Origin of the sequence: Duganella aceris (assembly GCF_011090165.1) — a bacterium.
Classification (GTDB): domain Bacteria; phylum Pseudomonadota; class Gammaproteobacteria; order Burkholderiales; family Burkholderiaceae_D; genus Rugamonas; species Rugamonas aceris.
The window spans coordinates 308,694-323,613 of the sequence record NZ_JAADJT010000009.1; the positions used below are offsets into that span (position 1 = coordinate 308,694).

Sequence of the window (14,920 nt, forward strand, 5' to 3'; positions counted from 1 at the left end):
TTGCTTACCAACCTGATATTGAAGATGCCATCATGACCACGATCTCGAAAAACGACACGCTGTTCGAACGCGCCCAGAAAACCACGCCCGGCGGCGTCAACTCGCCGGTGCGCGCCTTCCGCTCGGTGGGCGGCACGCCGCGCTTCATCACCCGCGCCGAAGGCCCGTACTTCTGGGACGCGGACGACAAGCGCTACATCGACTACATCGGCTCGTGGGGTCCGGCCATCGTCGGCCACGCGCATCCGGTGGTGGTGAAGGCGGTGCAGGACGCCGCCGCGCGCGGCCTGTCGTTCGGCGCGCCGACCGAAGGCGAAGTTGAAATGGCCGAAGAGATCTGCCGCCTGGTGCCATCGATCGAACAGGTGCGCCTGGTGTCGTCGGGCACCGAGGCGACCATGAGCGCGCTGCGCCTGGCGCGCGGCTACACGGGACGCGACAAGATCGTCAAGTTCGAAGGCTGCTACCACGGCCATGCCGACTCGCTGCTGGTCAAGGCGGGCAGCGGCCTGCTCACCTTCGGCAACCCGACGTCGGCCGGCGTGCCGGAGGACTTCGTCAAGCACACGCTGGTGCTGGACTACAACAACGTCGAACAGCTGGAGGAAGCGTTCGCCGAATTCGGCGACGAGATCGCCTGCGTGATCGTCGAGCCGGTGGCCGGCAATATGAACCTGATCAAGGCCAGTGTAGCCTTCCTCGAGGCGATGCGCGCGCTGTGCAGCAAGCACGGATCGGTATTGATCTTCGACGAAGTGATGTGCGGCTTCCGCGTGGCGCTGGGCGGCGCGCAGGAACTGTACAGCATCAAGCCTGACCTGACGGCGCTGGGCAAGGTGATCGGCGGCGGCTTGCCGGTGGCGGCATTCGGCGGCAGCGCCGAGTTGATGAGCAAGATGGCGCCGCTGGGCGCCGTGTACCAGGCCGGCACGCTGTCGGGCAATCCGGTGGCGGTGGCGGCCGGCATGACGACCCTGAAGATCATCCAGCAGCCGGGCTTCCACGACAAGTTGAGCGCGACGGCGGCGCGGCTGGCGGCCGGGCTGACGGCGGCGGCCAAGGAAGCGGGCGTGGTGTTCTGCGCCGACTCGGTGGGCGGCATGTTCGGCCTGTACTTCAGCGAGACGCCGCCGAACAACTACGCCGAAATGATGGCGGGCGACCGCGCGCGCTTCAACGTATTCTTCCACGCGATGCTGGACGAAGGCGTGTACTTCGCACCGGCGGCATTCGAAGCGGGCTTCGTCTCGGCGGCGCACAGCGACGACGTGATCGACGAAACCATCGCCGCCGCCAGCCGCGTGTTCAAGAAACTCGCCGCCTAACTTCGGTGTCAGTGCCGACATTCGGACATCAGTGGAACTTTCTTGCGTCCGAAAGTTCGTGAATGTCCGAATGTCGGCACTGACACCGGGTTACGCGTCGCTTGCCGCTTCGGGGAGCTGGATCACGCCGGTGTTGAAGTTGTATTCGAACAGGTCGCCGTAGCGGCCCCATTCGATCGCCACCCGCAGCGCGCGCTCGGCTTCTTCTTCGCTGAGCGTGAAGCGCAGCAGCTTCAGGAACAGGTCTTCCGGCAAGTCGCCCGACTTGTCCTGCTCCAGCCCATGGCAGATGTAGGCGATCAGCGGCACATGCTCCAGCAGCTGCTTGCCGAACAGCTCCTGCCGCTCGGTGTTGGTGGCGGCGACGTAGCGGCTGCCCAGCTCCGTCATCAGGATGTCGCCGTTGGTCAGCCAGGCAAACCCCAGCAGCAGCAAGGCGTTCAATACTTCCAGCAGTTCGGCGTCGGTCAGCTCGGTTTCCTCCGCCAGCTTCGGCAGGTCGGCGCGGCCGGAGAACGGTTCCTCGGCCAGCAACTCGAGGATACCCTCCATATGCGCGATGCCGGCCTGCGGCAAGCGATCGCCCAGCTGCAGCTTGACCTCCTTCTCGCTGATCAAGCCGCGCCGTCCGGCGCCGGCCGTCATCAATTCGTAGACCTTGTCGATCAGCTGGCGCACTTCCGGACCTTCGGCCTTGCGCGGCTGCGGCAGTGAGATCGGCAGCTCGGCGCGCACCCGGCCCGGATCGCTGGCGAAGATCAACACCCGGTCCGCCATCATCACCGCTTCTTCGATGTTGTGCGACACCACCAGGATCGCCTTGGTCGGAATCCGGCCCGACTGCCACAGCTGCAAAATCTCTTCGCGCAGGCGCTCGCCGGTCAGCACGTCCAGCGCCGAAAACGCTTCGTCCATCAGCAGCACTTCCGGTTCCATCACCAGCGCGCGGGCGATGCCGACCCGTTGCCGCATGCCGCCCGACAGCTCGCGCGGCAGCGCGCCTTCGAAACCCGACAGGCCGATCAGATCGATCATCTTTTCGGCGCGGCGCGCCCGTTCGTCGGCCGGCATGCCTTGCGCCTCCAGCCCCAGCTCGACGTTCTTCTGCACCGTCAGCCACGGGAACAGCGCGAACGACTGGAACACCATGCGGATGCCGCGCGCCGTGCCGTACAGCGGCATGCCGCGATACAGCACCTGCCCGCTATCGGCCTGGATCAGCCCCGCCATGATGCGCAGCATGGTCGACTTGCCGGAACCGGATTGCCCCAGCAGCGCGACGATCTCGCCTTCGCGCAGCGTGAAGTCGACGCCTTCCAGCACCGACCGCGCGGTGCCGTCCGAGGCCAGGAAGTGCTTACCGACCGCTTTCAATTCGACGATGGGTGTGCTCATGATTCGATTCCTAGAAGTGCAGCCGGCTTTCGGCCAGGGTGTAGAGACGGCGCCAGACGAAGTGGTTGAAGCCCATGACGAAGATGCACATCACGCCGATGCCCAGCGCGATGCGCGGGAAGTCGCCGTTGATGGTCATCTCCTGGATGTAGCTGCCGATGCCGTGCGCCTTCAGCGTGGTCGGGCCCCAGCTGACGAACTCCGAGACGATGGCGGCGTTCCACGAGCCGCCCGACGCGGTGATGGCGCCGGTGACGAAGCTGGGGAAGATCGCCGGCAGCAGGTAGCGGCGCCATTTCAGCCAGCCGGTCAGGCCGAAATTCCTGGCGGCGTGACGCAGCTCGGTCGGTATCGTCGAGGCGCCGGCGATGACGTTGAACAGCAAATACCATTGCGTCCCGAGGATCATCAGCGGCGACAGCCAGATATCCGGATTCAGGTGGTAGCGCACGATCAGGATCACCGCCACCGGGAACACCAGGTTGGCCGGGAAGGCGGCGAGGAATTGCGCCACCGCCTGCGTGCGCGAGGCCCAGCGCGGATTCATGCCGATCCAGATCCCGACCGGCACCCACACCAGCGCGGCCAGCGCCAGCAGCACCACCACCCGGATCATCGTGTAGCAGCCGAGCGTCAGCACGTGCCCCACTTCGGCCCAACCGACTTCGGTGCTGATGAAGTGCACCAGGCTCCACAAGGCGTAGAACACCACGGCGGCGATCACCGCGTCCCACACCCGTTGCGGCACCAGCGTCGGCTTGTCGCGGCGGGCGCGGATCGAGGTGCCGTCGTGGCCGAGGCGGAACAGCGCGATGGAGCGCGACAGCATGGCGCCGAACCAGTCCACCAGCGCCTGCGTGCGCTCGGTGCGGCGCAGCCAGGTCAGCAGCCACGATTGCTGCGCGGTGTCGCCGCCGGTTTCCTCGAAACGGAACTTGTCGGCCCACGCCAGCAGGGGGCGGAAGAACAGCTGGTCGTACATCAGCACCGCCACCAGCATGGCGCCGATGGCCCAGCCGATCGCGCCCAGGTCGCTGCGCTCGATCGCCAGCGCGATGTACGAGCCGATGCCGGGCAGCTTGATGTTCTGGTTCGAGACCGAGATCGCCTCCGAGGCGACCACGAAGAACCAGCCGCCCGACATCGACATCATCATGTTCCACAACAGACCGGGCATGGCGAACGGCAGCTCCAGCCGCCAGAAGCGCTGCCAGCCCGACAGCTGGAACACGCTGGCGGCCTCCGACAATTCGGCCGGCACGTTGCGGAAGCCCTGGTAGGCGGAGAACGCCATGTTCCAGGCCTGCGAGGTGAAGATGGCGAAGATGGCGGCGCACTCCACCCCCAGCAGGTTGCCGGGAAAGAGCGCGATGAAGGCCGTCACCGTGATCGACAGGAAGCCGAGGATGGGGATCGATTGCAGGATGTCGAGCAGCGGCACCAGCACTTTTTCAGCGGTGCGGTATTTGGTGGTCAGCGCGGCGAACACGCAGCTGAACACCACCGACAGACCGAGCGCGATGAACATCCGCAGCGTGGTGCGCAGCAGGTAGTAAGGCAGGTAGCCCGGATCCAGCGACAGCGGCAACGCCTGCCCCAGTTGATACGGGCGCGCCATCTGCTGGCCGCCGTAGGCCAGCAGCACGAACACGGCGAGCACGATCGGCAGCAGCGCCCAATCCCAGCGATTGCCGCCGGCTTCGACCACCTGGCGGGGGAAAAATTGCCGCTTCTTGTTCATGTCGTATCCTCTCCGGCTTGCAGCCCGCCATTTTAATGTTGTTTTGCGACCGGATTATTACGGTCGGGTAAGCCGACCCGCAACGTGGCAAAAATTTAGGTTGTTTCCACTAGGTAATTACTCTAGACTGAGTAATAATACGTAATCCTTCCGACGGCCCCCAATCAACGCGACCGTCAATCCCCCAATTCAAGTCTGAAGCCGCTTGCGGCGCCGTTTCCCCATGCCCGCCCCATTGCTGGCCGTTGTGGAAACTGTCACGTTTCCAGGAAATCAAATGAACTCGTTCAAAAAACTCAATATCGGGACCCAGCTGTCGTTGGGCTTCGGTATGCTCACCGCCTTCATGCTGATCCTGGCGGCGGTGTCGCTGCTGGGCTTCTCCAACATCGGCGCCGCTTTCCAGAAGCAGGACAAGATCGTCTCCGACCGGCTCGATCCGCTGTACGTGGCGCGCGAGGCGCTGGACCAGACCGGCCTGGCCGCGCGCAACGCCTACATCTTCACCGACGACGCGCAAGCCGCCAAGGAACTGGCGATCGTCGACGAGCAAAAGGCGCTGTACCTGGCGACGCTGGAGAAAATGGCCCCGGCCTTCGCCGGCGACGCCCAGTTCGACAAGGTCCGTACCGGCCTGCTGGCGATGGCCGAGGCATTGAACAAGCCGCGCCAGTTCCGCGAGGCCGGCAAGATGGAGGCCTTCGGCCAGTTCCTGGTCAACGATTGCAGCCCGCTGCGGCGCCAGATCGTCGCCGACATGGCGGCGGTGCTGAGCCAGGCGCAGAAAGACGTCGACACGGCGACCGCGCTGTCCGAAAGCCGCGCCGATGTGGCGCGCACCTGGACGCTGGCGCTGACGGTGGCGGCGTTCGCGCTGAGCATGTTGATCGCGTCGCTGATCAAGCGGGTGCTGCTCAAGCAGCTGGGCGGCGAACCAGCCTACGCCGGCGACATCGCCAACCGCATCGCCCAGGGCGATCTGGCGCTCGACGTCGACCTCAAGTCCGGCGACAATTCCAGCCTGCTGTTCTCGATCAAGACCATGCGCGACAGCCTCGCCTCCATCGTCGGCCAGGTGCGTCACGGCACCCACGCCATCGCCACCGCCTCGAACGAGATCGCGCACGGCAACCAGGAGCTGTCGACGCGCACCGCGCACCAGGCGGCGTCGCTGGAGAAGGTCGCCAGCGCGATCGAGGAGCTGACCTCCACCGTCAAGCAAAACGCCAGCAACGCGCAGCAGGCCAACACGCTGGCGCGCTCGGCGTCGGACGTGTCGGAACAGGGCGGCCAGGTGATGCGCCAGGTGACCGAGACCATGGAATCGATCACCACCTCGTCGAAGAAGATCGTCGACATCATTTCGGTCATCGACGGCATCGCCTTCCAGACCAATATCCTGGCGCTGAACGCGGCGGTCGAGGCGGCGCGCGCCGGCGAACAGGGACGCGGCTTCGCCGTGGTCGCCAGCGAGGTGCGCAACCTGGCGCAGCGCTGCGCGGCGGCGGCCAAGGAGATCAAGACCCTGATCGCCGATTCGGTGACCCAGGTCGACAACGGCTCGGAGCTGGTGCAGAAGGCCGGCACCACGATGCACGAGGTGGTAGCCAGCGTGCAGCGCGTGACCGAGATCATGGGCGAGATCAGCGTCGCCAGCGCCGAGCAAAGCAGCGGCATCGAGGAAGTCAGCGGCGCCATCGGCGAGATGGACAGCATGACCCAGCAGAACACCGCGCTGGTCGAGGAAGCCTCGCTGGCGGCGCAGGAACTGCGTCAGCAGGCGGCCGGCCTGGCCGATGTGGTGGGTTTATTCAAGCTGGATGCGCACCACGAGGTGGTGGCGGCACCGGTGACGATCGCCGACGGCCGTGGCGGCAAACACCGCCCGCCCAGCCTGCGCCTGGCGCACGGCTGATTACTTCAACCAGCCGCGATGCCGGAAGTAGAGGAAGGGCGCGATCGCGCTGGTGACCATCAGCGCCAGCGCGAACGGGTAGCCGGCCTGCCATTCCAGCTCCGGCAGCCACTTGAAGTTCATGCCGTAGATCGAGGCGATCAGCGTCGGCGGCAGGAAGGCGACGCTGGCCACCGAGAAGATCTTGATGATCTTGTTCTGGTTGATGTTGATGAAACCTACCGTGGCGTCCATCAGGAAGTTGATCTTATCGAACAGGAATGAGGTGTGGCCGTCCAGCGATTCGATATCGCGCAGAATCTGGCGCGCTTCCTCGAACTGCTCGGAATTCAGCAGCCGGCCGCGCATCAAAAAGCTGACCGCGCGCCGCGTGTCCATCATGTTGCGGCGGATCCGGCCGTTCAAGTCTTCCTCGTGGGCGATGGCGTTCAGCGTGGCCGCCGCGTCCGTATCGGTGAATTCTTCCTGCAGCACCCGGCTGCTGACTTCTTCCAGGTTCTGATAAATGCCTTCCAGCGCATCGGCCGAATATTCGGCGTCGGTGGCGTACAGGTCCAGCAGCACGTCCATGTAATCGGCGATCGAGCCGGGACGCGAGCGGGCGCGCATGCGCACCAGGCGGAACACCGGCAGGTCGTCGGTGTGCACCGAGAAAAGCATCTTGCGCGCCAGGATAAACGCCACCGTGACGATGCGCGACGGGCCGTCCTCTTCCTCCAGCAGGAAATCGGTGCGCAGGTGCAGGTCGCCGTTTTCCGCTTCGTAGTAGCGGGCCGACGCCTCGATGTCCTTGACTTCGTCCTCGCCCGGCAGCGTGACGCCGTAGATGGTCTTGACCCACGCGCGTTCGTCGTCCGTCGGGTCGGTCAGGTCGACCCATACCGGCTCGACCTGTTCCAGGTCGGCGCGACTGTCGATAGGCACCTGGTTGAGCCGGCCATTCTGGAGAACGAATACATTAATCATGGGTACGCAGCCTTTGGAAAACAGCGCAAGTGTACCCGCAAAGCCCCCGCCGAGGCCAGCCTGCCATGCGGTTTTTCATCCTAGCGGGTGGCTTTTTCGATCATTTTGTCGGTTGCGGACTGCGGCGCCGACTCGGCAGGGTCCGGCTTGGGGACTTTGGGCGCTTCGATGCCCCGGGTGTCGATGGCCTTGACCACCTTGCCGTCCTTGCAGGCGACGTCGGACAGCACGGTTTTGCCGTCGACGACGCACTTGCGCAGCACGCCGGCCGGCGCCGCCGGAGCGATGATTTCCGCCACCGGCGTCGCCGCAGGTTTGCCGGTCAGCTTGGCCAGGCCCTCGGCGAAGAAGTTGCGCTCATGCCGGGCCGACATCAAAAACGCCATCGCCACCGCCGCCAGCGAGGCCATGACGATGGCCACCTGGATCAAACCGATACCGCGCTGCTTGCCGTGCATAGTCACGCTCCTAGGGTAGTTCGGCCGAACCCATGCGGCGCAGGATCACGCCGGTGCGCCGCGCCAGATAGTTGGAATCGCGGTGCGCATCGAAAAAGCGCGGATTCGGCAGCATCACCGCCAGCTTGGCGGCCTGCGCCGCGCCCAGGTTGGCCGCGCTGACGCCGTAATAGTGCCGCGCCGCCGCCTCGGCGCCGAAAGTGCCCTTGCCGAATTCAACCACGTTCAGGTAGATCTCGAAGATGCGCTCCTTGTCCATCAAGGTTTCCAGCATATAGGTGATGATCAGCTCCTGCCCCTTGCGCACATAGCTGCGCGAACCGGACAGGAACAGGTTCTTGGCCAGCTGCTGGGTGATGGTGGAACCGCCCGAGACCACCTTTTTCTTCTTGGTGTTCTTCTCGTAGGCTTTTTGCAGCGCTTCCCAGTCGACGCCCTCGTGCTCGGAGAAGTTGGCGTCCTCGGAGGCGATGATGGCGCGCTTCAGGTTGTTCGAGATGCGGTTGTACGGCACCCACACCTGCTGGATATCCGCCTTGGGATTCTTCTCGCGCAGCGCCGACTGCTGCTCGCGCATGAAGCTGGTCATCGACGGGTTATGGCCGACCCACCACCAGATCTGCAGGAAGAAGTACAGCTGCACCACCAGGAACAGCAGGATAGGGACGATGAAGAGCCACTTCACCCAGCGCCATTTGCCGGCCGACGCTTTCATAGCTGCGCACGCAGCCGTTGCAAGACCTCGGCCGTGGCCGGATGCACGCCGCGCCACAGGCTGAACGCCTCGGCCGCCTGCTCCACCAGCATGCCCAGGCCGTCGCGCAACTGTGCGCCGTGCCGCGCCGCGAACTGTAAAAATACGGTGGGGGATGCCGCGTACATCATGTCGAAAGCCAAAGCGCCCGGTGCGAATACCGACGGCGACACCGGCGGCACTTCCGCGCTCAGGCTGGCGGCGGTGGCGTTGATGACGATGTCGAACGCGCCCTCGATCTGCGCGAAGCCGCACGCCGAGACCACGCCCTCCCCGCCCAGCGCGGCGAACTGTTCGACCAGCGCCTCGGCGGTGGCCACGGTGCGGTTGGCGATCACCAGCTGCGCCGGGCGATGTTCCAGCAGCGGCAGCACCACGCCGCGCGCCGCGCCGCCGGCGCCCAGCAGCAGCACCCGCTTGCCGGTGATCGGCACGCCGGCGTTGGCGACGATGTCCGCCACCAGACCGGCGCCGTCGGTGTTGTCGCCGACGATGCCGTCCTCGGTGAAGTGCAGCGTGTTGACCGCGCCGGCCGCGCGGGCGCGGATGGTCAGCGCCTGCGCCACCTTGACCGCCTCCAGCTTGAACGGCACCGTCACGTTGGCGCCCTTGCCGCCTTCGGCGATGAAGCCGCGCACCGCGTCGGCGAAGCCGTCGATCGGCGCCAGCCGGCGTTCATAGTGCAGCTCCTGCCCGGTCTGCGCCGCGAAGGCGGCGTGGATCTCGGGCGATTTGCTGTGGGCGATCGGGTTGCCGAATACGCAGTAGCGGTCCATCTGTTATCGTCCTCCGCCGCTCAAGTCGGCTTGTAATTTGTCTTCGCGGGTGAATTTGAAGGTGGTGACGATCACCCACAGGTCGTCCTTGTCGCTCGACAGCATATTCGGCGGGAACTTGCCGAACGGCGCGGCGCGGCGCACGATGTTCATCGCCGCCTCGTCCAGCGCGGCGTTGCCGGAGCTGCGGTCGACCTTGATGCCGCCTTCCTTGTCGTAGATGGTCCCGTCCTGGAACACCGGGATCGACAGCACTAGCTGGCCGTACAGCTTGCGGCCGTTCGACTGCGGGAAGTTCAGCGTGCCGATGTCCTCGATGCGCTTCTGGATCGCCTTGTAGTACATCGCGTAGCCGACCCCGCGCGTGCTCGGCGTGATGAAGGTCTTCTTCGGCCGCTTGTTCTGGTCTTCGATGGTTTCGCTGATCTCGGCGGCGCGGCGGGCGATGGCCTTGCTGGCGTCCAGCAGGTCGGCGCCGCTCGGCAGCGGATCGGGCTTGGTGTTTTCCGTCACCGGCGCGGCGGTGAACGGGGTTTTCTTCGCGGCTTGCGTCAGCAGGTTCTTTTGCTGTTCCTCGAGCTCGGCGATGCGGCGCTTGGCGGCCTTGATGCTGTCGCCGTCCTCCACCTTGCGCATGTCGGGCAGCGGCGACTTGGAGCGGCCCTTGTCGACGGTGCCGCCGCCGTCCAGGTTGGCCTGGGCCAGCGCGTCGGCTTTCAGCGGCGCTTTGGCGTGCTTGGCGTTGACCAGGATGACTTCCAGCCCGGGATCGGTGGCCTGCACCGGCGTCGGTTGCGGGACGACGAAACGCACCGCAAGCAGTGCGCCGTGGGCCAGCAGCGAGGCGCCGATAGCGAGGTACAGGAACCGATTTTCTTTGTAAGACTTCACGCGACGGGCCGGGCTGAGAAAAGATTGGGCTGATTTTACGTCAAAGCGGACGCCGCGTCTGCCAAACCCGGCGGCTTCGCCGGATGGGGGCAGCTCCGACAGGAGCTGCGGGGCAAAGCCCCTCACCAGACCCTGGGGTCTGACCCCGGTTTGGCTTGGGGGTCGCTACTCCGCCGCGGGCGCCTCCGCAGCGGCTTCGACCGCCACTTCCGGCGCGTCGACGGCTTCCTCGTCCTCGTAATCGAGCTCCGCGTCGGCAGCCACCGCTTCGGTGGTCGGGATCTCCAGGATGCGCGCTTCGATGGTCAGGTCGACCTCGTCCCAGCGCAGGATGTCCAGCTTGACCTGCGCGCCGCGCGCCACCGACGGCATGCCCGGCAGGCGGATGATCAGCGGGATGTCCACCAGGCGCAACACCTCGTCCTTCAACACCACCGCCTCGACCTGGCGCTGCTCCTGCTGGCCCAGCCAACGCAGACACCAGTAACGCTCCATATTCGATTGATGATCGCCGTACGCCGCATACGCCGCGTCGAACTGCGACACGATGGCGAACAAGCCGGCATCCTTCTGCTTGAAATGCGCCACCAGCGGCGCGGTCACGCCGTGCTCGGCGCAGGCCAGGATCTGCCACTGGTTGACCAGGTCGGTGTAACGGCGCAGCGGCGAGGTGCTCCACGCGTACTGGTCCACGCCCAGGCCCTGGTGCGGCGCCGCGTGCGTGACCATGCGCACCTGCATCTTGGCGGCCCAGCCGCCGACGCCCTGGCCCTGGCTGCGGTAAATACCCGGCACGCCGTGGTCGTGCATCAGCTTGCCCCAGGTGCTGTTGGCGAAGATCATCAGCTCGGCGACGATCTTGTCCAGCGGCGCGCCGCGCTTGCGGCGGCTGACCGTGACCACGTCGTCTTCGACATAGAAGTTGAAGTCGACGCGGTTGTTCTGTTCCGGCTTCAGGCCGAAACCTTCGCGCTTGACCATGCGCGCCGCTTCCAGCACCTGCGCCCATTTCCAGATCAGGCCCAGCTCTTCCTTGTGCTTGTACTCGCCCTCGCCGCTGGCCAGCGTCTCTTCGTTGACCAGATCGTCCAGGTCGTTGTGGCGCAGGTTGCTGGCGATCGGCACCATCTCGGCGCGGGTCTCGGTGGACAGCACCGACCAGTCGGCCGGGTTCAAGGTCGCGTACAACGACAGCGCCGGGCAGGTCTTGCCCTCGGCCAGCGTGAACGCTTCGACGATCGAGTCCGGCAGCATGGTGATCTTATCGCCCGGCATATACACGGTCGACATGCGCGCGCGCGCCATCTTGTCGACCGCGTCGTCCGGCTTGATGCCCAGGCCCGGCGCGGCGATGTGGATGCCGATCCTGACGTTGCCGTCGGCCAGTTTGGTGACGGAGAAGGCGTCGTCGATCTCGGTGGTGGTGACGTCGTCGATCGAGAACGCCTGCACGTCGGCCAGCGGCAGCTTGGTCGGCGTCGCCGGCACCGGCACGTCCGGGAAGCCGGCGCCGCGCGGGAAATTCTCGAACAGGAATTTGGCCATATGCAGCGCCTTCGGCGAGGCGACGCCGCCTGCCGCCAGTATCAGCCGCTGCGGGTTGGTGTGCAGCTCGTTGCAGGCCGCTTCCAGCGCCTTGTACTCGATCGAGTTCTTGTCCGGCTTGAACAGCAGCTGCATGACGATGTTCTGCATCGAGGCCGGCAGCTTGTTGGCCTTCAGCTCTTCCACGTACTCGGCTTGCACCAGCGCTTGCTGTTTCTTTTTCTCGATGCCGGCCTGGGCGGCGCGCAGCGATTGCTCCGGCGCGGCCTTGTAGCGGCCACGGCCTTTTTTGTAGAAGTAGATCGGCGACGAATGCAGGCACAGAATCAGCCCGGCCGCTTCGGCCGGCAGCGGCGTGTGGCCGAAGTATTCGGCGCCCAGCTCGGCGAAGCCGAATTCCTCTTCGCCCGCGACTTCCCACAGGAATTCGAGATCGATGTCGGCGACGACGGCTTTGGCCTGCTCCATCAGCTCGGCCGGCGACGGCTTCTCGTATTGCAGCAGCACGTCCTTGATCTTGACCTTGGTGCGCTTGCCGCTGGCCATCTCAACCTGGTAGGCCTCGCCGGCTTGCGACATCATGGTGCCGACCTTGAAGTCGCCGGATTCTTCGAAAAATAGATTCATTGCTTGCTTTTGTTCGTTGATATTAATTCCAGGACGGAGGGCAAAAACACTTCCGTCACCAGCAGGGTACCTCGGCGACGCCGATATAAACAGCGTCGTGCATATAATAAGAGTTCATCGGCGCCGTCCAGACCTTCCAGCCCCAGCGCCTTGCGCGCGCGCTGCGCCAACGGATGACCTTCGCGCAACCTTGCAAATTCCAGCACACCGCGCCGCACCAGCGGATCGCCGAACAGCGTGGTGCCCAGCGAACGTTCGCCCAGCGCGCTGAACAGCGGCCAATCCTCGGCCGTGGCCGACATCGGCACCACCGTGTGCGCGAACACCACCGGCGTATTATCACACCTCAGGAGAACTTCCCGCTCCCAGACGCGGCCCGGCCGATGCATGCCGATCGCCGCCGCCTCGTCCGACAGGCAGCGCGCGGTGCGCTGGTGCAGGCACTGCACGCGGAACTGAGCGCTGTGCGCCTTCAGCCGGGCGGTCAGCGAACCGGCCGCCGTCAGCCAGGGCCGGAAGGCCGCCGGCGCGTTCAGCGCCAGCACATGGGGCCGCCATTGCGTTTGCCGCAGCGACGGCGCGCTCAACGGCCGGCCTCGACGCCGCAGAATGCCAGCACCGCATCCAGATAGTCGGGGAATTCGGAGATCGCGTGGTCGCTGCCGGCGATCACGTGCTGGCGCGCGCCCGCATAGTGCGCCACCATGTCGCGATAGTCCAGCACTTCGTCGCCGGTGGCGGCGATCAGGAAATAGCGTTCCGGCCGGGTGATCCGGTCGACCGCCAGCGCGCGCAGCTCGTCGCCGTATTCGCGCTTGAATTCGAACGGCTCGTCGGAATGGTATTGCGTGGTCACGCCGATGTGCTGTTCCAGATTCTTCAGCGGCACGATGGCCGGATTGAGCAGGACCGCGCGGCAGCCGGTGCGCTCGGCCAGCCAGGTGGCGTAATAGCCGCCCAGCGAGGAACCGACGATACTGAGCTCAGCGGCCGGCACGCCCTCTATTAAAGACAGCGCCAGTTCCATCGCCGCCTTCGGCGAGGCCGGCAATTGCGGACATTGCAGCTGGTCGGCCAGCCCCAGCGCCGCCATGCGCTCGCCCACCAGGCGCGCCTTCATCGATTTCGGCGAGGAGCGGAAGCCGTGCAGGTAGAGAATCATCAGGCCAGCGCTTCCAGGATCTTGTCGTGCACGCCGCCGAAGCCGCCGTTGCTCATCACGATGATGTGGTCGCCCGGCCGCGCGGCCTTGGCGACGGCGGACACCAGGACGCCGATATCGTCATAGGCGCTGGCGGCCTGGCCCAGCGGCGCCAGCGCGTCGCCGATGCTCCAGCCCAGCGCCTGCTGGCTGCCGAAGCCGAACACCAGGTCGGCGTCGACCAGGCTGCCCGGCAGCGCATCCTTCATCGCGCCCAGCTTCATGGTGTTGGAGCGCGGCTCGAGCACCGCCAGGATGCGGCCACTGTTGCCGACCTTCTGCCGCAGGCCGCCGACGGTGGTGGCGATCGCGGTCGGATGGTGGGCGAAATCGTCATACACGGTAATATTGTTCACCACGCCGCGCACTTCCATGCGGCGCTTGACGTTCTCGAACGTGGCCAGCGACTTGGCCGCCTGCGCCACCGGCACGCCGACGTGGCGGGCGGCGGCGATCGCGGCCAGCGCGTTGGCGCGGTTGTGCTTGCCGGTCAGCGACCATTCGACGCGGCCGGCCACTTCGCCGCCGAAGATCACGTCGAAGCTGCCGTCGTCGTATTCGTTCAGCGCCCAGTCGGCGCCGTCGTCGCGGCCGAAGCTTTCCTTCTCGCTCCAGCAGCCGCGCTTGAGCACCCGCTGCAGCGACGCTTCGTCGCCGTTGAAGACGACGCGGCCGATGCCGGGCACCGTGCGCACCAGGTGGTGGAACTGGGTCTCGATCGCGCCCAGGTCGGGGAAGATGTCGGCGTGGTCGTATTCCAGGTTGTTCAGGATCGCGGTCTTGGCGTGGTAGTGCACGAACTTGCTGCGCTTGTCGAAGAAGGCGGTGTCGTACTCGTCCGCCTCGATGACGAAGAAGATCGATTCCTTGTCGCCCTCCAGCCGCGCCGAGACGCCGAAGTTCCTCGGCACGCCGCCGATCAGGAAGCCGGGCGCGTAGCCGGCGTCTTCCAGGATCCAGGTCAGCATGGCCGAGGTGGTGGTCTTGCCGTGCGTGCCGGCCACGGCCAGCACCCATTTGTCTCTTAATATGTGGTCGCCGATCCACTGCGGGCCGGAGACGTACGGCAGGCCGCGATTCAGGATCTCCTCGACCAGCGGATTGCCGCGCGAGACCACGTTGCCGATCACGTACAGGTCGGGATTCAGCGCGATCTGTTCCGGGCCGAAGCCCTGGATCAGTTCGATGCCCTGGGCTTCCAGCTGGGTGCTCATCGGTGGATAAACGTTGGCGTCGCAGCCGGTGACGCGGTGGCCCGCCTCTTTCGCCAGGACGGCCAGGCCGCCCATGAAGGTGCCGCAAATACCGAGGATATGAATGTGCATG

General features: G+C 65.4%; 13 protein-coding genes. 2 read left to right on the forward strand and 11 right to left on the reverse strand.

Going from position 1 to position 14,920, the window contains the following annotated elements; all coding sequences use genetic code 11:
• Positions 1–32: 32 nt before the first annotated feature.
• On the forward strand, positions 33–1,325 hold the full coding sequence (gene hemL / locus GW587_RS20825) for a glutamate-1-semialdehyde 2,1-aminomutase (RefSeq protein ID WP_166106516.1): 1,293 nt from the start codon (positions 33–35) through the stop codon (positions 1,323–1,325).
• 90 nt (positions 1,326–1,415) lie between these two features.
• Here the strand turns inward: hemL and GW587_RS20830 are convergent, their stop codons facing one another.
• Complete coding sequence (locus GW587_RS20830; protein ID WP_166106517.1) at positions 1,416–2,720, reverse strand: ABC transporter ATP-binding protein; 1,305 nt, start codon at positions 2,718–2,720, stop codon at positions 1,416–1,418.
• Positions 2,721–2,730: 10 nt separating this feature from the next.
• Complete coding sequence (locus tag GW587_RS20835; RefSeq protein WP_166106518.1) at positions 2,731–4,461, reverse strand: ABC transporter permease; 1,731 nt, start codon at positions 4,459–4,461, stop codon at positions 2,731–2,733.
• Between the two features lie 277 nt (positions 4,462–4,738).
• On the opposite strand from GW587_RS20835, the gene GW587_RS20840 reads away from it, so the two are divergent.
• Entirely contained in the window at positions 4,739–6,376 is a 1,638-nt protein-coding gene (locus GW587_RS20840) for a methyl-accepting chemotaxis protein (protein WP_166106519.1), read from the forward strand.
• Here the strand turns inward: GW587_RS20840 and corA are convergent, their stop codons facing one another.
• From corA to mpl, 9 genes are all read right to left on the reverse strand, one after another.
• A complete protein-coding gene (gene corA / locus GW587_RS20845; protein WP_166106520.1) occupies positions 6,377–7,342 on the reverse strand; it encodes a magnesium/cobalt transporter CorA in 966 nt (321 codons plus the stop codon). It abuts the gene before it with no gap.
• Between the two features lie 80 nt (positions 7,343–7,422).
• The gene (locus GW587_RS20850; RefSeq protein ID WP_166106521.1) at positions 7,423–7,800 is read right to left on the reverse strand and encodes a DUF4124 domain-containing protein; all 378 of its coding nucleotides are present in this window, start codon (positions 7,798–7,800) and stop codon (positions 7,423–7,425) included.
• A 10-nt stretch (positions 7,801–7,810) separates the two neighbouring features.
• The gene (gene mtgA, locus GW587_RS20855; protein ID WP_166106522.1) at positions 7,811–8,515 is read right to left on the reverse strand and encodes a monofunctional biosynthetic peptidoglycan transglycosylase; all 705 of its coding nucleotides are present in this window, start codon (positions 8,513–8,515) and stop codon (positions 7,811–7,813) included.
• Positions 8,512–9,330 carry a shikimate dehydrogenase gene (gene aroE / locus GW587_RS20860; protein WP_166106523.1) on the reverse strand — a complete coding sequence of 273 codons (819 nt, stop codon included), beginning with the start codon at positions 9,328–9,330 and terminating at the stop codon, positions 8,512–8,514. The genes mtgA and aroE overlap by 4 nt, the downstream gene beginning before the upstream one ends.
• Positions 9,331–9,333: 3 nt before the next feature.
• Complete coding sequence (locus GW587_RS20865) at positions 9,334–10,221, reverse strand: TonB family protein (protein WP_166106524.1); 888 nt, start codon at positions 10,219–10,221, stop codon at positions 9,334–9,336.
• Between the two features lie 165 nt (positions 10,222–10,386).
• Positions 10,387–12,393 carry a ribonuclease catalytic domain-containing protein gene (locus tag GW587_RS20870; protein WP_166106525.1) on the reverse strand — a complete coding sequence of 669 codons (2,007 nt, stop codon included), beginning with the start codon at positions 12,391–12,393 and terminating at the stop codon, positions 10,387–10,389.
• Positions 12,390–12,980: a chorismate--pyruvate lyase family protein gene (locus GW587_RS20875; RefSeq protein ID WP_166106526.1), complete on the reverse strand. Its 591-nt coding sequence runs from the start codon at positions 12,978–12,980 to the stop codon at positions 12,390–12,392. Before GW587_RS20875 ends, GW587_RS20870 begins: the two co-directional genes overlap by 4 nt.
• A complete protein-coding gene (locus GW587_RS20880; protein WP_166106527.1) occupies positions 12,977–13,555 on the reverse strand; it encodes a YqiA/YcfP family alpha/beta fold hydrolase in 579 nt (192 codons plus the stop codon). The genes GW587_RS20875 and GW587_RS20880 overlap by 4 nt, the downstream gene beginning before the upstream one ends.
• The gene (gene mpl / locus GW587_RS20885; protein WP_166106528.1) at positions 13,555–14,919 is read right to left on the reverse strand and encodes a UDP-N-acetylmuramate:L-alanyl-gamma-D-glutamyl-meso-diaminopimelate ligase; all 1,365 of its coding nucleotides are present in this window, start codon (positions 14,917–14,919) and stop codon (positions 13,555–13,557) included. The genes GW587_RS20880 and mpl overlap by 1 nt, the downstream gene beginning before the upstream one ends.
• Between the last annotated feature and the right edge of the window lies 1 nt (position 14,920).